At 64.2% G+C, this 19,522-nt stretch carries 18 protein-coding genes and 1 pseudogene; 11 read left to right on the top strand and 8 right to left on the bottom strand.

Features of this window, described 5'->3' with window-relative positions:
* The 5 genes and pseudogenes from ACE5CZ_RS10860 to ACE5CZ_RS10880 form a co-directional block, all read right to left on the bottom strand.
* A partial coding sequence (locus tag ACE5CZ_RS10860; RefSeq protein ID WP_374947345.1) for an FGGY family carbohydrate kinase occupies positions 1–734 on the bottom strand: 734 nt, incomplete at its 3' end.
* A 4-nt stretch (positions 735–738) separates the two neighbouring features.
* Entirely contained in the window at positions 739–2,238 is a 1,500-nt protein-coding gene (locus tag ACE5CZ_RS10865) for an FGGY family carbohydrate kinase (RefSeq protein ID WP_374947346.1), read from the bottom strand.
* A 9-nt stretch (positions 2,239–2,247) separates the two neighbouring features.
* A complete protein-coding gene (locus ACE5CZ_RS10870) occupies positions 2,248–3,309 on the bottom strand; it encodes a 2-hydroxyacid dehydrogenase (RefSeq protein WP_374947347.1) in 1,062 nt (353 codons plus the stop codon).
* A gap of 115 nt (positions 3,310–3,424) precedes the next feature.
* On the bottom strand, positions 3,425–3,973 hold the full coding sequence (locus ACE5CZ_RS10875; protein ID WP_374947362.1) for a DeoR/GlpR family DNA-binding transcription regulator: 549 nt from the start codon (positions 3,971–3,973) through the stop codon (positions 3,425–3,427).
* 51 nt (positions 3,974–4,024) lie between these two features.
* Positions 4,025–4,207: pseudogene (locus tag ACE5CZ_RS10880) on the bottom strand (DeoR family transcriptional regulator); the annotation flags it as partial.
* A gap of 246 nt (positions 4,208–4,453) precedes the next feature.
* On the opposite strand from ACE5CZ_RS10880, the gene ACE5CZ_RS10885 reads away from it, so the two are divergent.
* The 3 genes from ACE5CZ_RS10885 to ACE5CZ_RS10895 all read left to right on the top strand — a co-directional run bounded on the left by ACE5CZ_RS10885 (position 4,454) and on the right by ACE5CZ_RS10895 (position 7,700).
* Positions 4,454–5,539, top strand: a complete 1,086-nt coding sequence (locus ACE5CZ_RS10885; RefSeq protein WP_374947348.1) for a sugar ABC transporter substrate-binding protein — start codon at positions 4,454–4,456, stop codon at positions 5,537–5,539.
* Positions 5,540–5,615: 76 nt separating this feature from the next.
* Positions 5,616–6,416, top strand: a complete 801-nt coding sequence (locus tag ACE5CZ_RS10890) for an ATP-binding cassette domain-containing protein (RefSeq protein WP_374947349.1) — start codon at positions 5,616–5,618, stop codon at positions 6,414–6,416.
* Between the two features lie 33 nt (positions 6,417–6,449).
* Complete coding sequence (locus ACE5CZ_RS10895) at positions 6,450–7,700, top strand: sugar ABC transporter permease (protein ID WP_374947350.1); 1,251 nt, start codon at positions 6,450–6,452, stop codon at positions 7,698–7,700.
* A gap of 61 nt (positions 7,701–7,761) precedes the next feature.
* On the opposite strand, the gene ACE5CZ_RS10900 is transcribed toward ACE5CZ_RS10895, so the two are convergent.
* From ACE5CZ_RS10900 to ACE5CZ_RS10910, 3 genes are read right to left on the bottom strand one after another with little or no spacing between them, the layout of a single operon-like run.
* Entirely contained in the window at positions 7,762–8,745 is a 984-nt protein-coding gene (locus tag ACE5CZ_RS10900) for a zinc-binding dehydrogenase (protein WP_374947351.1), read from the bottom strand.
* Complete coding sequence (locus ACE5CZ_RS10905) at positions 8,742–9,185, bottom strand: MarR family winged helix-turn-helix transcriptional regulator (RefSeq protein WP_374947352.1); 444 nt, start codon at positions 9,183–9,185, stop codon at positions 8,742–8,744. Before ACE5CZ_RS10905 ends, ACE5CZ_RS10900 begins: the two co-directional genes overlap by 4 nt.
* Complete coding sequence (locus ACE5CZ_RS10910; protein ID WP_374947353.1) at positions 9,182–9,322, bottom strand: hypothetical protein; 141 nt, start codon at positions 9,320–9,322, stop codon at positions 9,182–9,184. The genes ACE5CZ_RS10905 and ACE5CZ_RS10910 overlap by 4 nt, the downstream gene beginning before the upstream one ends.
* A 181-nt stretch (positions 9,323–9,503) precedes the next feature.
* Here ACE5CZ_RS10910 and ACE5CZ_RS10915 point away from each other — a divergent pair, with 181 nt between their 5' ends.
* From ACE5CZ_RS10915 to ACE5CZ_RS10950, 8 genes are all read left to right on the top strand, one after another.
* Entirely contained in the window at positions 9,504–10,247 is a 744-nt protein-coding gene (locus ACE5CZ_RS10915) for an SDR family oxidoreductase (protein ID WP_374947354.1), read from the top strand.
* Positions 10,248–10,322: 75 nt separating this feature from the next.
* Complete coding sequence (locus ACE5CZ_RS10920; RefSeq protein ID WP_374947355.1) at positions 10,323–11,213, top strand: SDR family oxidoreductase; 891 nt, start codon at positions 10,323–10,325, stop codon at positions 11,211–11,213.
* Positions 11,214–11,281: 68 nt separating this feature from the next.
* Positions 11,282–11,902, top strand: a complete 621-nt coding sequence (locus ACE5CZ_RS10925) for a TetR/AcrR family transcriptional regulator C-terminal ligand-binding domain-containing protein (RefSeq protein ID WP_374947356.1) — start codon at positions 11,282–11,284, stop codon at positions 11,900–11,902.
* 133 nt (positions 11,903–12,035) lie between these two features.
* Positions 12,036–13,283: an ROK family protein gene (locus ACE5CZ_RS10930; protein WP_374947357.1), complete on the top strand. Its 1,248-nt coding sequence runs from the start codon at positions 12,036–12,038 to the stop codon at positions 13,281–13,283.
* Between the two features lie 161 nt (positions 13,284–13,444).
* The gene (locus ACE5CZ_RS10935) at positions 13,445–14,803 is read left to right on the top strand and encodes an extracellular solute-binding protein (protein WP_374947358.1); all 1,359 of its coding nucleotides are present in this window, start codon (positions 13,445–13,447) and stop codon (positions 14,801–14,803) included.
* Between the two features lie 3 nt (positions 14,804–14,806).
* The gene (locus ACE5CZ_RS10940; protein ID WP_374947359.1) at positions 14,807–15,781 is read left to right on the top strand and encodes a carbohydrate ABC transporter permease; all 975 of its coding nucleotides are present in this window, start codon (positions 14,807–14,809) and stop codon (positions 15,779–15,781) included.
* Between the two features lie 3 nt (positions 15,782–15,784).
* Positions 15,785–16,675: a carbohydrate ABC transporter permease gene (locus ACE5CZ_RS10945; protein ID WP_374947360.1), complete on the top strand. Its 891-nt coding sequence runs from the start codon at positions 15,785–15,787 to the stop codon at positions 16,673–16,675.
* Positions 16,676–16,735: 60 nt separating this feature from the next.
* Complete coding sequence (locus tag ACE5CZ_RS10950; RefSeq protein WP_374947361.1) at positions 16,736–19,450, top strand: glycoside hydrolase family 38 C-terminal domain-containing protein; 2,715 nt, start codon at positions 16,736–16,738, stop codon at positions 19,448–19,450.
* Positions 19,451–19,522 lie beyond the last annotated feature (72 nt).

The following is a 19,522-nucleotide window of genomic DNA, read 5'->3' on the forward strand; positions in this document are numbered from 1 at the left end:
AGCTGGGCCGAGCATCCATCGGTCATGCCGGCCACGACGACGCACGAGGGGTGCAGCCCGGTTTGGGCTGCCGCGTGCGAATCGACCGTGCCGAGCACGGTTCCCGATGCGACGACGGCGGGTAGGCGATCGAGCGGGATGTCGAGCCCGGTCATGACGTCTGCCGGCCACGACAACGAGTCCAGGTCGACTCCGCATTTCAACGCGTGGCTGCTGTCGCTCGGAACGGCTCGGCCCACCAGCTTCGAGGCGACGAAGTCAGCCTGGGTCGCGACCATCCGACCCTCGCCGAGTTGACCCCGACGCCTCAGTTCGACGAGGGTCGGCAGCGCCCACGACCCCTGCATTCGGTAGCCGAGACGCGACCACACATCGTGCCCGACCTCATTGACACGGTCGGCATGACCGGAGCCGCGGGCGTCGTCGTACATGATTCCCGACGAGACCGCGTGCCCGAGTTCGTCTACGAGCACGATCGTGCCGCTCGTAGCCGAGATCGCAAGTGCGGTGACGCGTCTTCGAGGTCCCAGTTCGGCTGTGACGTCTCGGAGCGCATCGCGAACACCCGCCCACCATTCGTCGGGATCCTGTTCATGGATGCCCGCGGAGCGGCGGCTGTGCACGGGGCGAGAAGCGATGGCCAACTGCACGCCGTCGTCGCCTAAAGCGATGACCCGAACGCTCTGAGTGCCCAGATCGACGCCGACCCACACGGATTCGGTGGCGATCGTCACGGCCTCAACCTCGGCCATGAGCGGCCCAGGTCGCCCACCGGGGTTGGAAGGCCGCGCGGGACGCCACGAAATCAGTGTGCCGCGAGTCGTACATCGACCGGAGTTCTGCGTGGGGTTCGAAACGTTCGGTGGTGACGACGAGCTCTCGTGCTGCTGCCCCGACAGAATCGAACTCGCCGGTTGCGACGGCTGCATAAATCAGCGCGCCCTTGGCTCCGATCTGACTGTCGCCGGTGCGTACGGTCGTCACGCCCGTCACGTCGGCCAGGGTTTCGCACCAGAGGTCGCTTCCCGCGCCTCCGCCCGACAGCGTGAGCATGACCGGAGTCTCCGGTGCGGCGGCCAGACAATCGCGTACGACGTGCGCGAGGCCCTCCACGCTTGCGCGTGCCAGATGCTCGCGTGAATGCTCGAACGAGAGACCGGCGATCACACCGCGGGCATCCTCATCGAGGAATGGTGCGCGCTCGCCGGCAGGAGAGAAGTACGGCCACACGGTCAGGCCCGCCGACCCGGGGGGCGCCAGCGCTGCGAGACGTACGAGATCCGGCGCGTCGGCCGCTCCGACAATCCGTGCCATCCACTCGATCACACCGGTGCCGGCGAGGGTCGGAAAGGCGCGGACGAACGGGCCGTCATCCGCGATTCGAAGTGTGAGGCCCGACGGAGTGCCCGTCGTGTCGGGCCGGTCGACGACGACGCCGGTGCACAGGGTCGTTCCGAGGATGCAGAAGGCCGAGCCGGCATCCACGGTGCCGCCGCCCGCCGCCGTCGCCACGACGTCGTAGGGGGCGAGTACGACGGGGATGCCCCGCGGGAGGCCCAGTGCCGTTGCCGCGTCGATGTCGAGCGTCGATGCGACCGACGAGTCGTCGAGCACCGGGGGGAGAAGGTCGCGGTTCGACGACAACCCGTACAGGTCGAGGAGTTCGGGCGAGTACTCGCCGCGTGACACATCGAGCCAGGGCGCGGATGCTTCGGACGGGTGCAGCCCGACGACTCCAGTGAGTTGGTAGAACAACCAGCTGCCGCAGGTCAACACGGAATCGACGCGGTCGAGGGCCTCCGGATCGTCTGCGATCAGGGTCGAGAGGATGGCGTTGGGCAGGCCCAGGTTGCTCAGCGACCCGTTGATGGCGAAGGCGCGATCGAGCGTGCCGTCGTCTCGCCACCGAGCGATGACCTCGCGGGAGCGAGCGTCGTTCCACAGAATGGCCGGACGCACGGGACGACCGTCACGGCCGAGCAGCCAGGCGCCATCGCCCTGTGCGGTCACGGAGATCCGTTCGATGGGGTGGGGTGAGCGCTCCACGGCCTCCCTGGCGGATTCGATCACGGCGCGCCAGACAGACATCATGTCTTGTTCGGCGAAGCCGGGCATCGGGGATGCGACCGTGGTCGGCCGGCTTGCGACGACCAGCTCGTGGCCCGAGGCATCGAAGACGACGGCCTTGATCAGGGTGGTGCCCGCGTCGATGCAGAGCGTGGCTCGTGAATTCACCATGACCGGTTCTCAGCTCAGTTGAAGCGAAAGGCGCGCCAGGACATCGGGGTTGGCGACATGTGTCGGTGCGAAGCCTGCCACATACCGTTCGACGTCGGAAGCGACGATTCTCGCTGCTCGTTCGGCCGTCTGCTTGGTCGCGCCGGCGAGGTGCGGCGAGAGAACCACGTTGGGCGCGGTGAGCAACGGCCAGTCGGCCGGCGGTGGTTCGATGTCGTAGACATCCAGTGCGAGTGCGCCGAGCTGCCCGCTGCGCAGCAGTTCGGGTAGCGGCGCATAGTCGAGCAGACCGCCCCGCGCGCTATTGACCAGTACTGCTCCCCGGGGCATCAGCGCAAGGCGTTCCGCGTCGAGGAGGTGGTGGCTCTCCTCGGTCAGGCGAGCGTGCAGGCTCACGACTGAACTTCTGCGCAACAGCTCTTCGAGCTCGACGACCTGCACGCCATCCCGCTCGATGATCGATGCGTCTGCGAATGGATCGTATGTCAAGACGGTCGCGCCGAATGCACGGAGTACTTTCGCGACGATACGTCCGATTGCTCCGTACCCGACCAGACCCACCGTCGAGCCGTCGAGTTCGCCTCCGACGTTCTCGAAGCTGTAGAGGTCGCCGCGCCACACCCCGCGTTTCAGTTCGGCATCGCTGACGACGATGCGGCGCATTGCGCTGAGCATCAGGCCGACAGCGAACTCGGCTGCCGCCTGCGCATTGCGACCCGGGGCGAACGAGACGACGACCCCGGCCGCCGTCGCCGCGTCGAGGTCGACGTTGACAGGTCCGCCGCGGCACACCCCGATCATTCGGAGATCGGGGGCTGAGGCGAACACCTCCGGGGTAAACGGCGCCATCTGCGTGACAGCCACCTCGATGCCCGGCAGAGCTGCGATGAGATCGTCGACGCGGTCGCTTGCTTCGTCGACAGTTCCCACCGCACCGAAGGGCTCATGAGGCCAGGGAAGGAGGAGTTCCGAGAAGGCAAGCGGAACCCGGTCATCCACACACCTGGTGATCTCCGAGGTGAACAGTTCTGGTGTGACGAAGTGGTCACCGGCCGAAAGGATGCGGATCATGACGGACCTTCCCGCGGTATTTTGTCGGGGCATCAGCGCCTCGAACGTCATCGCCTGCCGATACTAACACCAACATTGGTAAGAATATCAACGTTGGTGAGAAGACGCGACGACGCTAGACGGCCGCACTCCACGTCGCGGCGTGCTCTCCGATCTTCTCGACGACCGCGGGGTCGACGTCGTCGGTGAGGATCACGTCGGTGAAATCCGAGATCGGCACGAAGCGGTTGAGGGATGTCTGACCGACCTTCGAGCCGTCCATCATCAGCACTCGGCGGGCGCCTTTCGACAGCATGACGCGCTTCATCGAGACGACCTCCTGCTCCTGGTGATACGTCAGCCGTTCATCCATCGTCGACGTCGATTGGAAGACGATGTCGACGGCATAGGAGTCGAGGCCGGTCTGGTCTGATGGCCCGATGTACGAATCGTGGGTGCGGGAATACTGCCCCCCGATGACGATGAGCTTGATGTCGACCTCATCGATCAGGAGTTCGACGACCTGCCGATAGTTCGTCAGAACGGTCAATGGCCCTACTTGGCCCAACAGGCGGGCCAGTGCCAACACTGTTGTCGAGTCGTCGAGCATCACGGACATTCCCGGTTCGATGAAGCCGAGCGCTGTGCGGGCGAGCGACTCCTTCGCCTCGGTTCGCCTCTGCATGCGAAAAGCAGAACTCGATTCGAAGACACTCGTGGGCAAGGCGGAAACGCCCCCGTGAAACTTTCGGACGAGCCCGCGGCTCGCCAGGTCTTCCAGATCTCGATGCACGGTCATCAAGCTCCTGCCGGTGAGTTCTACTAATTCGGCGGCGCTGGCCGATCCGACATCGAGTACGTGATCGAGGATCTGCTGCTGTCGCGCGGGCCTCGAAGATGCCTCAGAGCGCGGAATCATGCGGGTGATCTCTTTTCGTCTCGATGGGCGGCGGGAGCTGTCAGGAATGAAGGAACTCTAGCGCTCGTGGGACGATCGACTGGGCGAATGAGGGATCCGAACGATTGAATTACCAAAATTGTTGACAGATATAACGTTTGCGTTGATATAGTCCGGGTACGGCACGGTTCGATGAGCCAAGGCCGAACTCTGACACCAACAGACAGCCGTCCCCCCCGGACAGCAACTCAACGAGGAGATTCAACGATGAAGACCCATTTGCGCGCAGCCGCAGTGATAGGCACAGTTCTGATCGCGATGAGCGGGCTTGCCGCGTGCTCCTCCTCTTCTGGAGAGAGCGACTCTTCCGGCGGTGGCGACGGCGCATCCTCGGGCAAAATCGCCTTCCTGATGCCCGACCTCGCATCCACGCGCTACGAACAGCAGGACAGCCCCCTGTTCACCGCGAAGATGAACGAGCTGTGTCCCGACTGCGAAGTGATCTACCAAAACGCCGACTCCGACCCCGACAAGCAGCAGCAGCAAGCAGACTCGGCCATCGCGCAAGGGGTCAAGGTGATCGTCCTGGATGCCGTCGACACGAAGGCCGCGGCATCCATCGTCGTCAACGCCCAGTCGCAGAAAATTCCGGTCGTCACCTACGACCGGCCGATCGTCGACACCCCGGCCGACTACTACGTCTCGTTCGACAACGAGGGAATCGGCAAGTCGATCGCAGAATCACTCGTCGAGAAGCTGAAGGCCGACGGTGCTCAGGGCGGCGTGCTGATCGTGAACGGATCACCGACGGATGACGCAGCTCAACTCATCAAGAAGGGCATGAACGCGGGCGTCGAAGGCAGCGGCTTCGACGTGCTGGCCGAGTTCGACACTCCCGAGTGGGATCCCCAGAAGGCCCAGGACTGGGTCAGCGGCCAGATCACACAGTTCGGTCCTGAGATTGCGGGCATCGTGGCTGCGAATGATGGAACCGGCGGTGGATCCATTGCTGCACTCAAGGCTGCCGGCGTGACGCCGGTGCCGCCCGTCACGGGCAACGACGCGGAGATTGCGGCAATCCAGCGCATCGTCTCGGGCGATCAGTACAACACGATCTCGAAACCCATCAAGACTGTCGCTGAAGCTGCAGCCGAGGTCGCCTACGGATTCCTCAAGGGCGATGCGCCGAAGGGAAAAACGACCCTCTTCGACACCCCGTCGCAGCTGTTCACTCCGACGGTCGTCACCCAGGAGAACGTCAAGGAGGTCATCTTCGACGGTGGCATCTACACGGTCGACCAGGTCTGTACGGGAGCGTACGCTGACAGCTGCGCGGCTCTCGGCATCAAGTAGTAGCACCGGGGATCCGGCGGCTGAGCCGCCGGATCCCCGATCAATTCTTTCTCCATCCCGATCAGAGAGGTTTCCTGTGACGAGCGTCACCAACGCGAAGCCCAATGTCCATTCCGTGCTCTCCATGAGAGGTATCACGAAGAACTTCGGCGCCGTTGCGGCGCTCACCGACGTCGACCTCGACGTGTCGTCGAGCGAGATCGTCGCGGTCGTCGGTGATAACGGCGCCGGAAAATCGACCCTGGTCAAAGTTCTGTCGGGCGTGCATCGCCCCGACGGCGGCACGATCACCTTCGCGGGCGACGACGTCACGATCGCCTCTCCGACGGATGCGCTCGAGAGGGGCATCGCGACGGTGTTCCAGGACCTCGCACTGTGCGACAACCTCGACGTGGTGCAGAATCTGTTCCTCGGTCAAGAGCTCAAGCCGTTTCGGCTCGACGAGGTCGCCATGGAGGTACGCGCGTGGGAACTGATGCGGCAGTTGTCGGCGAAAATACCCTCGGTGCGGATACCGATCGCATCCTTGTCTGGCGGACAGCGGCAGACAGTTGCCATAGCGCGGTCGCTGCTCGGCAGCCCGAAACTCATAATCCTCGACGAACCCACGGCAGCCCTCGGGGTCGCGCAGACCGCCGAAGTGCTGAACCTGGTTGAACGGCTCAGAGAACAAGGCCTGGGCGTCATCATGATCAGTCACAACATGGAGGACGTCAAAGCAGTGGCCGACCGGGTCGTCGTGCTGCGCCTTGGTCGCAACAACGGCGAATTCGATGTCAAGAACACCACGTCGGAAGAGATCATTGCGGCCATCACCGGCGCGACCGACAACGCAGTCACCCGTCGCCGGGCAGGTGCGGCCAAGACCGCACCCTGATTCGACTCCATCCTTCACAGAGAACGAGACACCATGACGTCCACAGCTGTTCCTCCCCACCGACCCACCGACCTGCAAGACGAGCGGCTTCGAACCACCGTCGGCCTGCGCGGCGCTATCGCTTCCGCATCCGAGCGCATCCGCGGGGGAGACCTCGGCCTCCTGCCCGTCATCCTGGGTTTGGCCGTGATCTGGACGATCTTCCAGGCCCTCAACCCGTCGTTTCTCTCGAGCCAGAATCTGAGCAACCTGCTGATGCAGTCCGCCCCGATCGGCATCCTCGCCCTCGGCATCGTCTGCGTTCTCCTCGTGGGCGAGATCGACCTCTCGGTCGGTTCCGTCAGCGGACTCGCCTCGGCAGTGATGGCCGTCACGTTCGTCGGAAACGGGTGGCCGCTAGCACTCGCGTTTCTGGCGGGCGTCGGGGCGGGCGTCGTGATCGGCTTCGTCTACGGCCAGATCTACAACCGTCTCGGAATCCCGAGCTTCGTCATCACCCTGGCGGGGCTGCTCGGATTCCTCGGCCTGCAACTCTTCGTACTCGGGCCCACAGGCACGGTCAATCTGCCATTCGACTCGTTTCTCGTCTACATAGGCCAACTCGCTTTCGTGCCCGTCTGGCTCGGATACGTCTTCGCGGTTCTGGCAGGCGGCGCTCTGTTCGCCACATGGTACCTGCGGGCCCGGCGGCGTCGAGCCGCGGGGTTGTCCGCCCAGCGCACCTCATCGATCGTCGTCGCATCCGTCGCTCTAGCGGTCGCTCTGCTCTTCATCGTCTGGTACCTCTACCAGGCGCGAGGAGTCGGCTGGATGTTCGTGTTCTTCGTCGTCCTCGTACTCGGGCTGAACTTCGCCCTCACCCGCACATCCTGGGGACGCGCTGTCTTCGCTGTGGGCGGCAACCGTGAAGCCGCTCGGCGATCGGGTATCAACGTGCGGGCGACCTACACCTCTGTCTTCATCCTCTGCTCCACATTCGCCGCAGTCGGAGGGCTGCTCGCGGCAGGAAGACTCGCCGCGGCCGGACAGCAAAGCGGCGGCGGCGACGTCAACCTGAACGCCATCGCCGCGGCCGTCATCGGCGGCACCAGCCTCTTCGGCGGGCGGGGCTCCGCCTTCGCGGCCCTGCTCGGAATCCTTGTCATCCAGTCGATCTCCAGCGGACTCACCCTTCTCAACCTCGACTCATCCATTCGTTTCATGGTCACCGGCCTGGTGGTCCTCGTCGCCGTGGCGCTCGACGCCGTGGCACGTCGATCACGAAGTTCGCACGGACGGGCCTGAGCCGGGCATCGACAGCACCCCGGGCATCCAGCGCGTCTCGACGCGCGACCGCGTCACGAACTCAGACGAGCACGACGACGGCCTTGCCGCCCACCGCGTTCGACTCGAGGTCGCGATGGGCCTGCACGATGTCGTCGATCCGATATTCGCGGCCAATGGGTACCACCGCGTCGCCTGTGGCAACCGCGTCGAGGTAGTCCTGCAAGACTGACGCGGGCAGTCCCTGGGCCTCGCCCGAGTATGCGGTGAGGCGCACACCGTTCGGCAGCCAGTCCATCGGATAGAACTCGGGGATCGTCCACGAGTCAGACAACATGCCGGTGAAGCACACGGTGCCGCCTTGTCGGGTCGCACGGAGCGTGTCGCGCATGACGTTCACCCCGACCAGCTCTATCGCGCCATCCGCGCCGGCACCGATGATCTGGCGAACAGTTGCGGCCACCTCTCCCGTGTCCACGATCGGGTAGTCCACGCCGATTCGGGCGAGCAAGGGAAGTCTCGCTTCGCTTCGAGTCGTAGCGATGACGGTCATTCCTCGCCGCTTCGCGAGGACGGCCGCCGCCAGGCCCACCGAGGATGTGCCTCCTCGGATCAGCAGGCTGCTCCCGTCGGTCGCTTCCAGACCCACGGTGAGTGAACCGTACGCAGTCTGCAGCATCTCCGGCACGGCACCGAGAGTTGACCAGGGCAACGCACTCACGAATGGGATCACTTGCGAGGCCGGTACGACGACCATTTCGGCATAGCCGCCATCCGTGCTGCGGCCCATCCCGCCCATCATGGTCATGACCTGGGTGCCGGGGGCGAACTCGCCCCCGGGTGCCGATTCGACGACACCGGTCGCCTCGATGCCTGGAATCCGCGGAAAAGTACCGCTGAAGGCGACACCGCTCCGAAAGTGCAGCTCGCTTCGGTTGAGGCCGAACGCCATAACCCGGATTCGCACTCCACCCGGCTCCACGACGGGAACGGGAACGGTTCTCAGCCGCAGTACCTCTGGGGCGCCGGGCGCGTCGATGACCACTGCCCGCATCGTCTCGGTCACGAGAGCCGTTGTGTTTCGAGCGATACCCTCAACGTCGACAGGTCGGCCGCGAGTTCAGCCGCGTGCGACTTCGACAACGCCGTCGACATCAATTGTTCGAGATGTCGCTCCGCCGCGGCGGATGCCGTGACTCGAACCTTCTCGCCGGCCGCAGTGAGATCGACGATCATCGAGCGCCGGTCGCTCGGATGCGCGGCCCTGCTCGCGAGGCCATCGCGCTCGAGTCGGTCGACCAGCTTGCTCGCGGCACCCACCGTGATCTGCAGTTCTGTCGCGATGTCATGCACACGAGCATCGCCACCTCGAGACGCAACTGCCTGAAGTGCTTGCAACTGCGCCACGCTCACGGCAGACGCCTCGGCCTGCAGCGAGTCGAGGCGGTTCCACAGCTCGATCTCGAGTCGAACCAGTTCGGCAAAGAAGTCTCCGTATGCGCTCATGCGGAACGCTCCTCAGCACGGCGCCCCAGCGACATGCGGTTTGCTTCGGCCTCGGTGATCAGCAGGCCCGACGCCGCGACGAGATAGTACGAGCGTTCGGTGTAGGCCGCGGCTATCTTTCTCCAGATTTCAGTCATACCTACGCAACTAGGTTACCGAGAACTATATTCCTGGGAATCTAAAGTTGATCGAAACCAAGAACATGCCACCGCCGAAGCTTCGAGTCCGGTGCGGATCTCGAGGTGAATATAGACGATTCGTTCATTTCCGTAGTTATATGGAGGTGTCGTTCATAACCGCAGAGGAAAGAGAAGACTTATGAGTACTACGTCAAGCACAGGCCGTGTCGCGTTGGTGACGGGCGGCTCCGGTGGCATCGGCCAGGCTGTCGTCGAGCGGTTGGTTGCCGACGGATTCTCGGTGGCCGTGCACTACGCCGGCAACCGTGCGAAAGCCGAGGAACTCGTGGAACGCATCACCTCGGCGGGTGGATCGGCGATCAGCGTCGGAGGTGACGTGGCCGATGAGGATGCCATGCAGGCCGCCTTCGACGAGGTCGAGGCCCGGTTCGGGGGAATCGATGTGGTTGTGAATACGGCCGGCATCATGATTCTCGGTCCGATCGCGACGCTGGATCTGGCGGACTTGGACCGGATGCACCGCACGAACATCCGAGGTACGTTCGTGGTCTCTCAGCAGGCAGCCCGGCGTATTCGGGCAGGTGGCGCGATCGTGAATTTCTCGACCACCGTGACCCGCACGAGCTTCGAAAGCTACGGGGCGTACGTGGCCTCGAAGGCAGCCGTCGAGGCCATGACCCTCGTCTTGGCCCGCGAGCTGCGGGGCAAGGACATCACGGTCAACGCGGTTGCCCCGGGCCCCACCGCTACCCCGCTGTTCCTCGACGGCAAAGACGAGCAGACGGTGCAGGAGTTGTCGAAGGCTGCCCCGCTCGAGCGGCTCGGCACCCCCGAAGATGTCGCGGAGACTGTCGCGTCGCTCGCCGGTCCGGCCCGGTGGGTGAACGGCCAGGTCATCTTCGTCAACGGCGGACTCGCCTGATTTCACTGCGCTACCCATCACAGCTCACGCCGCAGCGAACAGACGGTGTGAGCCCCAATAGGAAAGAAGAATCTCATGAGCCAGATCATCGTCATCACCGGAGCCTCCAGCGGGTTCGGTGCACTCACAGCCCGCGCCCTCGCCGATACCGGCAGCACTGTCTACGCCGGCATGCGCGCTACGACCGACCGCAACGCCCCACAGGTACAGGAGGCCATCGACTACTCCGCCGAGCACCACGTCGATCTTCGCGCCATCGAAATGGACGTGAGTTCCGAAGACTCGGTCGAAGCCGCGATCGCTCAGATCATCGCCGAGCACGGCCGCATCGACGTGATCATCCACAACGCCGGTCACATGGTCTCGGGCCCTGCCGAAGCGTTCACACCGGAGCAGCTCGCGGAGTTGTACGACGTGAACGTGCTTTCTACTCAGCGCGTCAACCGTGCGGTGCTGCCGCATCTGCGAAAGGCCGGCAAGGGTCTGGTGCTGTGGGTGTCGAGCACGTCGGTCAAGGGCGGAACACCGCCCTACCTCGCGCCGTACTTCGCGGCGAAGGCGGGCATGGATTCGCTCGCGGTCTCCTACGCTGCGGAGCTTTCGCGGTGGGGAGTGGAGACCTCGATCGTCGTGCCCGGCTCCTTTACCACCGGAACCAACCACTTCGCGCACGCCGGCCACCCCACCGACACGGCGGTGAAAGACGAGTACGAGGCGAAGTATCCTGACCTCATGAAACAGGTCGCCGGAAAGCTCGCGGATCTGGCTCCGAAAGGTGCCGAGGCGTCACTCGTATCCGACGAGATCGTGCGCATCGTCGCCCTGCCCGCAGGAGAGCGGCCGTACCGGGTGCATATCGATCCTGCCGACGACGGCTCCGAAGAGGTCTCGCACGTTGCCGATCGCGTACGGCGCGAGTTTCTCACCCGCGTCGATCTGGCCGACTTGCTCACGATCACTCAATAACCCCTGCATCGAGACGTTCGCCGAAGCGGGAAACCTGACGCGTTCGTAGCCCATTCAAGGAAGTCACCGTGTCGACCAGCACTACTCCCAATTCCACGGGTGGCGTCCGTCGCCGCGGCCGCGGACGACGTCCGGCCGAACAGGTACGCGAAGACGTGTTACGCGCGGTCGGCGAGATCTTGCTCAACGAAGGTCTCGCCGGTCTCACGTTCGAACGTGTCGCTCGGGAATCCGGCGTCAGCAAGACGACTCTCTACAAATGGTGGCCCTCTGCGGGGGCGCTGGCACTGGAGAGCTACTTCCACAGCGTCGAGATCCGGCTGACCTTCCCCGATACAGGCGATATCCGGGCGGACATCGCCACACAGTTGCGCAGTTTCGTCACGCTGATGACCACGACGCCCGCCGGTCGGCTGTTGGCCGAGCTCATCGGAAAATCTCAGACCGACCAGAACCTCGCCTCTGACTACCGGCGCCTGTATTCGTCCCATCGCAGACAACTCGCCGTCGACCGATTCACGATTGCCCAACAAGACGGTCAGATTCGGGCGGGCATCGATTCGCGGGTTCTGGTCGACCAACTCTGGGGAGCTGTGTATCACCGCATCCTCATCCCCGACGAGCCGATCACAGACGCCTTCGCGATCGCGCTCGTCGACAACCTGTTCGATGGCATCACGCCGAGCTGATCGCGGTTCGAGGTGCAGACGCTCGACGTGCAGGAGCTGCGAGGTGCAGAAGCTCGACGTGTGCCGTCGCCCAGGCCCCGCGGCCGATCCGTCGAGAGCGCCATAATTGGACGACTGGCCACAAGGGAGCGGAATGCACAGAGGCACGAATCTTCCTGCGGTCGGCGGCTACAACCAGGCTCTCATTCTCGACGTGATCAGACGTTCGGGCGAGGGGGCCAGCCGCGTAGAGCTCGCCGAGAAGACCGGTCTGTCGGCGCAGACTCTATCGAATGTCTCGCGTCGACTGCTCGACGAGGGGCTCATCCGCGAGGGCGGTAAGACGGTGAGCGGGCCTGGCAAGCCGCGCACCATTCTGCGGCTCGAGCCAGAGGCGCGATTCGCCGTCGGAGTTCATCTCGACCCCACGGTCATCACGTACGTGGTGCTCGACCTCGAAGGGCACGTGGTCGCCCACTCACGCACAAGAACCCCGGTGGGAACGAAGCCGGAAGAGACGATCCGCCGTCTCACGGCATCCGTCACTGCCATCGTCGAGACGTCGGGGGTCGACGCGACGCGCATTCTCGGCATAGGCATTGCGGCTCCTGGTCCGTTGGATGCGGAGGGCGGCCAGGTGTTCAACCCGCCGCGCATGACCGAGTGGCATAACGTGCCTCTGGGAGCATCCTTGTCGGCGTCGACCGGCCTGCCCGTCTTCGTCGAGAAAGATGTCACGGCCGCGGTGGCGGCCGAACGGTGGATGGGCGCCCTTGGCGACCTGGAGAATTCGTTGTTCTTCTATTACGGCACCGGCCTCGGCGCGGGTCTCGTCGTCGACGGAACCGTGGTTCGTGGTGCCAGCAGCAATTCCGGCGACATCGGCCACCTCATCGTCGATCCGGACGGTCCGCTCTGTCGCTGTGGGAAAAGAGGATGCCTCGGAGACTCCGTGGCGCCGGTCTCGCTCGTGATCGAAGCGATCGAGGCCGGACTCGTGACCGCTCCGACCGGACCGCTCGATTCCGTGACGGTAGACAACGGTTTCACCAGGCTGCTCGGCCTCACTGACGAGGGAAACGACCGCGCGGCGGTGATCGTGGGGCGGGCGGCTCGGCGAATTGCCCGGGGGGTGCTCGCCATCGTCAGCATCCTCGATGTCGATCGAGTCGTCTTCGGCGGCCCGTTCTGGGATCGGGCCTCGCGCGCTTTTCTCGACATCGTTCCCGGCGCGGTATCCGACGACCCGGCCCTCATGATGACTCATCCGATTCGATTCGAGGAGTCGAAACTGGGTGCCGATGTCGCGGCCATCGGGGCCGGATGCCTGGTGCTCGACCGGGTTCTCTCTCCGAAACCCACAGATCTGCTCATCGAGCCCCGAGTTTCAGATCGTGCTTGACACAGTTACTCCATTCGATTTATAAATAGATCACCAGTCAGACACGGCTTTCGCCATGAGCGCGGATGCGTGTTGGAATCAGTTCACGGCCGGCCCGATTGCGCACGAGTGGATGCATCACTCGCCGGCGGTGGTCGCGGTCGAAAGCAAAGGAGCTTCACATGAAACGACGTCTCGCGGCTGGCATAGCAGTCGCAATGAGCGCGGCACTCGCGCTCTCCGCGTGTTCAGCTACGTCTGAAGACGGTGCGGAGCCCAAGACCATCAAGGTCGCTTATCAGACGACGGCCACGTTCAATCAGATGCAGATTCTGATGGCGGCGGCAAAGTCCCAGTATGAAGAAGCGAACCCCGGCGTGACGATCGAGCTCGTGCCGATCCAGGGTGAGAGCGCCGACTATTACACCAAGCTCGCCCTGATGAACCAGTCGCCCGCAACGGCGCCCGACGTGCAGTATGAAGACACGTTCAAGATCCAGTCGGACGCGGCCGCCGGATACCTGCTGCCCCTCGACGACAGGCTCGCCGACTGGGCAGACTACTCGCAGTTCGCCGACGGCGCGAAGAGCGCGGGCCTCGGCGCTGACGGAAAGACCTACGGCGTCTCGCTCGGCACCGACACCCGGGCACTCTGGTACAACAAGGACCTCTTCACCCAGGCCGGAATCGCGGTTCCTTGGGAGCCGAAGACGTGGGCCGACGTTCTGGAGGCCGCCTCGACCATCAAGGCCAAGCTGCCCGACGTCATCCCCTTCAACGTCTATTCCGGCAAGGCTGCCGGCGAGGCCGCATCGATGCAGGGCTTCCAGATGCTTCTCTATGGAACCAAGGACACCCTGTACGACACGTCTACCAAGAAGTGGATCACCGGGAGCGACGGTTTCGCAGACTCGCTGCAGTTCGTCGAGGATGTCTACCAGGGCGACCTCGGACCGACCCCGCAGCAGGCCCTCGACCCGAACATCTTCACGAACGTCACCGCGGAGTGGCTGCCGAAGGGCCAGCTGGCCATTGCGCTCGACGGCTCATGGCAGTCGGCCGCCTGGATCCCCTCGGGCACCAATCCCTGGCCCGAGTGGTCGAACGTCCTCTCCCAAGCGCCGATGCCGACTCAGAAGGGCGACGCTCCCGGCCTGAACAGCATGTCGGGCGGGTGGACCCTCGCCGTCGGAGCCAAGACGAAGGCCCCTGACCTGGCGTTCGACTTTCTGACCACCGCGCTCAACCAGGAGAATTCGAAGGCGTACGACATCGGCAACAGCCAGATCGCAGTGCGCGACGACGTGGCGGCCGACCCGGAGTACACGGCAGCCAACCCCTCGTTCGCCTTCTTCTCCAGCCTCGTCGCAGACACGCACTTCCGTGCCGCGACCGAGGACTACGCTCAGATCTCCAACGCGATCACGGTCGCCATGGAATCGGTCATGACGGGCCAGCAAAGCGTCGACGACGCAGCCGCCGCCTATGATGAGGCCCTTGTGGGCATCGTCGGGCAAGACGGCACACAGTCGGCCGACTGAGCAATGTCCGCCGCCTTGATCACGTCTGAGGTTCAGCCCACGGGCGGTTCGGTGCAGCAGAGCACCGAGCCGCCCGCGGGCAGGCGGCGCGACGGGAAAGTCGCCACCCGGCGGCGGAGCGCCGTTCGGCGGTCCATTCCCCTGTTGCCCGCAACCGTGCTGCTCGCCGTCTTTCTCGTGGGCCCGATCATCTCGTCGTTCTACGGCTCGTTCACCGATTCGTCGCTGTCAGGCAGCGCTGCCGCCGGCAGCACCTTCATCGGCTTCGACAACTACCTGGCGCTTTTCGCCGACCCGGACTTTCCCACCGCGGTCATCCTGACCCTCGTTTTCGTTATAGGGTCGGCGGTCATCGGCCAGAACGTGCTGGGTCTCGGCCTCGCGTTGCTGATGCGGTCGAGCGCACGACTGGTTCGAGCCATGGTGGGCACCTTTGTCGTCGCCGCCTGGGTTCTTCCTGAGATCGTCGCCGCGTTCGCCTCGTATGCGTTCTACCGTGACACGGGCACGGCGAACTCGTTTCTGGCTCTGTTCGGCGTTTCCGGGCCGAGCTGGCTCTACGTGTTTCCGATGCTGGTCGTGATTCTGGCCAACACCTGGCGAGGCACCGCATTCTCGATGCTGGTCTACTCCGCCGCGCTCGCCGACGTTCCTGACGAAATTCAGGAGGCCGCCGAGATGGACGGGGCGAACGGATGGAAGCGGCTGCGGCTCGTCACCCTGCCGATGATCCGGCAGAGCATCGCGACCAACGCGATGATCACGACCCTGCAGACCCTCTCGGTCTTCACGATGATCTTCGTCATGACGGGTGGCGGTCCCGGCGTGCAGAGCACGACCCTTCCGCTACTCGCGTACCAGGAGGCGTTCAAGTTCGGGCAGCTGGGCTTCGGCACCGCGATCGCGACCATCATGCTGCTCGTGGGTGCGATCTTCTCGATCTTCTACATTCGCGCTCTTCGCACCGATCTGGAATAGACCATGACAACGACTCTCGTCCCCACCGCCCGGGCAGGCTCGCTCGCGACGCCGCGCCCATCGATGTCTTCGCCGACACGGCGATGGATGCGGGCGCTCTCGAGCATCACGCTCGCGATCATCGGCGTCTGCTTCGCCGTTCCCCTGCTCTGGCTTGTGCTCGCCTCGGTCGATGCGCAGCCCAGCCTCTCGGTCAAGCTCCCCGAGACATTCACCCTCGACAACTTCGCCCAGGTGCTCACGCCGAGCCTGACCTTTGTTCCGCTGCTGAACAGCGTGATCCTCTCGGGCGGATGCGCGATTATCACGGTCGTCCTCGCGATCTTGGCGGCGTACCCGCTCTCCCGGTATCGGATGAGGATCACGAAGCCCTTCTTGTACGGGATTCTGTTCGGAACATGCCTCCCGATCACCGCGATGATGGTGCCCGTCTACAGCCTGTTCGTGCAGCTGAACCTGATCGATTCGCTTCCGGGAACCATCTTCTTCATGGCGGCGACGTCGCTTCCCATCGCGATCTGGATGATGAAGAACTTCATGGACTCGGTTCCGATCAGTCTCGAAGAGGCTGCCTGGGTCGACGGTGCGTCTTCGATGAAGACGCTGGCCAGGATCGTGGTGCCTCTGATGCGTCCCGGCATCGCGGTGGTGTTCATCTTCGTGTTCATCCAGGCCTGGGGCAACTTCTTCGTTCCGTTCGTTCTGCTTCTGAGCCCGGACAAACAGCCGGCGGCAGTCAGTATCTTCAACTTCTTCGGCTCCAACGGGGCTGTCGCCTACGGGCAGCTTGCCGCCTATTCGATCGTCTATTCGGTTCCGGTGCTCGCTCTCTACGTTCTGGTTTCGCGAGGCCTGGGCGGATCATCCGCCATGGCGGGCGCGGTCAAGGGCTGACGTCGGCTCGGCCCCCATCCGCTCCATTTCTGGTTCGCCGGAATCCTGAAAGGCTTTTTCATGCACGACAATCGACTGCTCACCGAGGCGAGACTCAATCGCTTCATCACCGAACGCCTCAAACCGGCGCTGTACCGCGACACAGTCGCCCTGACCGCCGAGGTCTGGTCTGCGCCCGGCGAGCCCGTGACCTTCGGCGAGGCGGCAGCCCAGCAGTATGCGCCGTTCACCATCGGCAGCGCGTGGGGTCGTCCGTGGTCGACCTCGTGGTTCAGGGTGAGAGGAATGGTTCCCGAGGCCTGGCGCCGGTTGGCCGACGATCCGGCCCATCCATTCAGTATCGAGCTCGTGTTCGACCTCGGCTTCGACGGCGGGCAATCCGGATTTCAGTCTGAAGCGCTCGTCTGGGGCCTCGACGGAGTGCCCATCAAAGCGATCTCGCCGTTCAACGCCGCCGCCGTGGTTCCGATCGACGCCGACGGACAGGTCGACGTATTCGTCGAAGCCGCCGCCAACCCCGATGTCGGAAGCAGCTGGACGTTCACCCCGACGACTATCGGCGACCCGGCGACCGCCGGAGACCAGCTCGCGTACGTGATGCGGCAGATGGACATCGCCCTCCTCGATGTGAACGTCTATGAGCTCGTCAGCGACAGGGAGGTTCTGCGCGGCCTGATGCGGGAGCTCGCGCTGACATCGCCGCGCCGGGTGCAGATTCTGGCCGCGCTCGAGCGTGCGCTCGACGTGATCGATCCGCACGCCGTGTCCGCGACCGCGGCCGCGGGCCGAGCCGAACTGGCGGAGATGCTCGCGCGTCCGGCCTCGGCGAGTGCGCATGTGCTGCACGCGGTGGGCCACGCCCACATCGACTCGGCCTGGCTCTGGCCGGTTCGGGAGACCATTCGCAAATGCGCCCGCACGTTCTCGAACGTGATCGTGCTGATGGACGAGAACCCGGACTTCACCTTCGCGTGCTCATCGGCCCAGCAGCTGTCCTGGATGAAGGAGTACTACCCCGCGCTGTTCGAGAAGATTCGCGAGAAGGTGCGCGGAGGGCAGTTCATTCCGGTCGGCGGCATGTGGGTGGAGTCCGATACCAACCTGCCCGGTTCTGAGGCCATGGCACGGCAGTTCGTCGCGGGCAAGAGATTCTTCATCGAGGAGTTCGGCATCGACAACGAAGAGGTCTGGCTTCCGGATTCCTTCGGCTACTCCGGCGCGCTGCCTCAGATCGTCGCCGCCGCAGGCAGCAGATGGTTCCTCACGCAGAAGATCTCGTGGAATGAGACGAACGTGATGCCCCACCACACTTTCCAGTGGGAGGGCATCGACGGCACCCGCGTCTTCACCCATTTTCCGCCGGTCGACAAGTACAACTCCGATCTGAGCGCACTTGACATCCATCATGCGGAGCGCAACTTTCGTGATCATGACCGGGCGACGATGTCGCTCCTGCCCTACGGATACGGTGATGGGGGAGGCGGGCCGACCCGCGAGATGGTCAGCGTCATCGAGCGGACCACCTCGCTCGAGGGCTCGCCGCGCGTCATCCACAGCACCCCTCGGGCGTTCTTCACCGCCGCACAGGATGAATATCCGCACGCCGAGGTCTGGTCGGGTGAGATGTACCTCGAGCTGCACCGTGGTACCTACACGAGCCAACTCGCCACCAAGCAGGGCAATCGGCGCAGCGAGCACCTTCTGCGCGAGGCGGAGCTGTGGGCCGCGACGGCCGCGGTGCAGGGAGGGCACGCCTATCCGTACGACCGGCTCGAGACGCTGTGGCATCTCGTGCTCCTCCAGCAGTTCCACGACATTCTTCCCGGCAGTTCGATCGCCTGGGTTCATCAGGATGCCGAGAGGAACTACGCGTATATCGCTCGAGAGCTCGACGAACTGATCGAGACCAGCCTTCGCCACCTGGCCGGAGACGGTGAAAAAACGCTCACCTTCAACGCTGCGCCGCACGAACGGAACGGGGTTCCCGCCCTCTCCGCCTCGGTGAGCTCGGCGGCTCACGGCTCTACTGCCACCCAGGACGACACCGGATTCGTACTGGTGAACGACGCTCTCGAAGTACGCATCGACGGGCGAGGCCTGGTCGTCGCGCTCGTCGACCTGGCCTCGGGGCGGGATGCGATTCCTCCGGGAGAGGTGGGCAACCTGTTCCAGCTGCACCGAGACACTCCCACCCAATGGGACGCGTGGGACATAGACCGGCACTATCGGCACGTCTACACCGACCTCACAGAGGCCGATTCGGTCGTTCTGGGCGAGGACGGCTGTTCTGTCATCGTCGAACGGAGCTTCGGTCGATCGCACCTCGTGCAGACGATCTCCTTGGCCGCCGGATCGGGCCAGCTCGACCTGACGATCGACCTGGACTGGCACGAGACGCAGAAGCTGCTGAAACTGGCATTCCCCCTCGACGTGCTCGCCGATCGCTTCTCGTCGGAGATCCAGTTCGGCCACATCGAGCGGCCCACCCACACGAACACCTCGTGGGATGCCGCGCGGTTCGAGACCGTCGCGCACCGATGGATCCGGGTGTCAGAACCCGACTTCGGCGTCGCGATCGTGAACGATTCCACCTATGGCCACGACATCACCCGCGAAGCGCGCCCCGGCGGCGGGACGCTCACGAACGCCCGGCTCTCACTGTTGCGCTCGGCCCTGTTCCCCGATCGACTGCACACGGATAGGTTGAAACGTGTCCTCATCTCCTGCCCAGGTCAGCGACGAGCCCCGCTCGCCGCAGCACGCGGCGTCCGGTGACCCGCTCCTGGTGGTCAAGGACCTCAAGGTCCACTTCCCGACCAGCGACGGCATCGTCAAGGCCGTCGACGG

Origin of the sequence: Agreia sp., from assembly GCF_964263775.1 — a bacterium.
Classification (GTDB): domain Bacteria; phylum Actinomycetota; class Actinomycetes; order Actinomycetales; family Microbacteriaceae; genus Agreia.

Coding starts and splice junctions, on each gene's coding strand:
- ACE5CZ_RS10865 (WP_374947346.1), bottom strand. CDS start 2,238: ATGGTGAATTCACGAGCCACGCTCTGCATCGACGCGGGCACCACCCTG.
- ACE5CZ_RS10870 (WP_374947347.1), bottom strand. CDS start 3,309: ATGATCCGCATCCTTTCGGCCGGTGACCACTTCGTCACACCAGAACTG.
- ACE5CZ_RS10875 (WP_374947362.1), bottom strand. CDS start 3,973: ATGCAGAGGCGAACCGAGGCGAAGGAGTCGCTCGCCCGCACAGCGCTC.
- ACE5CZ_RS10885 (WP_374947348.1), top strand. CDS start 4,454: ATGAAGACCCATTTGCGCGCAGCCGCAGTGATAGGCACAGTTCTGATC.
- ACE5CZ_RS10895 (WP_374947350.1), top strand. CDS start 6,450: ATGACGTCCACAGCTGTTCCTCCCCACCGACCCACCGACCTGCAAGAC.
- ACE5CZ_RS10905 (WP_374947352.1), bottom strand. CDS start 9,185: ATGAGCGCATACGGAGACTTCTTTGCCGAACTGGTTCGACTCGAGATC.
- ACE5CZ_RS10910 (WP_374947353.1), bottom strand. CDS start 9,322: ATGACTGAAATCTGGAGAAAGATAGCCGCGGCCTACACCGAACGCTCG.
- ACE5CZ_RS10915 (WP_374947354.1), top strand. CDS start 9,504: ATGAGTACTACGTCAAGCACAGGCCGTGTCGCGTTGGTGACGGGCGGC.
- ACE5CZ_RS10920 (WP_374947355.1), top strand. CDS start 10,323: ATGAGCCAGATCATCGTCATCACCGGAGCCTCCAGCGGGTTCGGTGCA.
- ACE5CZ_RS10930 (WP_374947357.1), top strand. CDS start 12,036: ATGCACAGAGGCACGAATCTTCCTGCGGTCGGCGGCTACAACCAGGCT.
- ACE5CZ_RS10935 (WP_374947358.1), top strand. CDS start 13,445: ATGAAACGACGTCTCGCGGCTGGCATAGCAGTCGCAATGAGCGCGGCA.
- ACE5CZ_RS10940 (WP_374947359.1), top strand. CDS start 14,807: ATGTCCGCCGCCTTGATCACGTCTGAGGTTCAGCCCACGGGCGGTTCG.
- ACE5CZ_RS10945 (WP_374947360.1), top strand. CDS start 15,785: ATGACAACGACTCTCGTCCCCACCGCCCGGGCAGGCTCGCTCGCGACG.
- ACE5CZ_RS10950 (WP_374947361.1), top strand. CDS start 16,736: ATGCACGACAATCGACTGCTCACCGAGGCGAGACTCAATCGCTTCATC.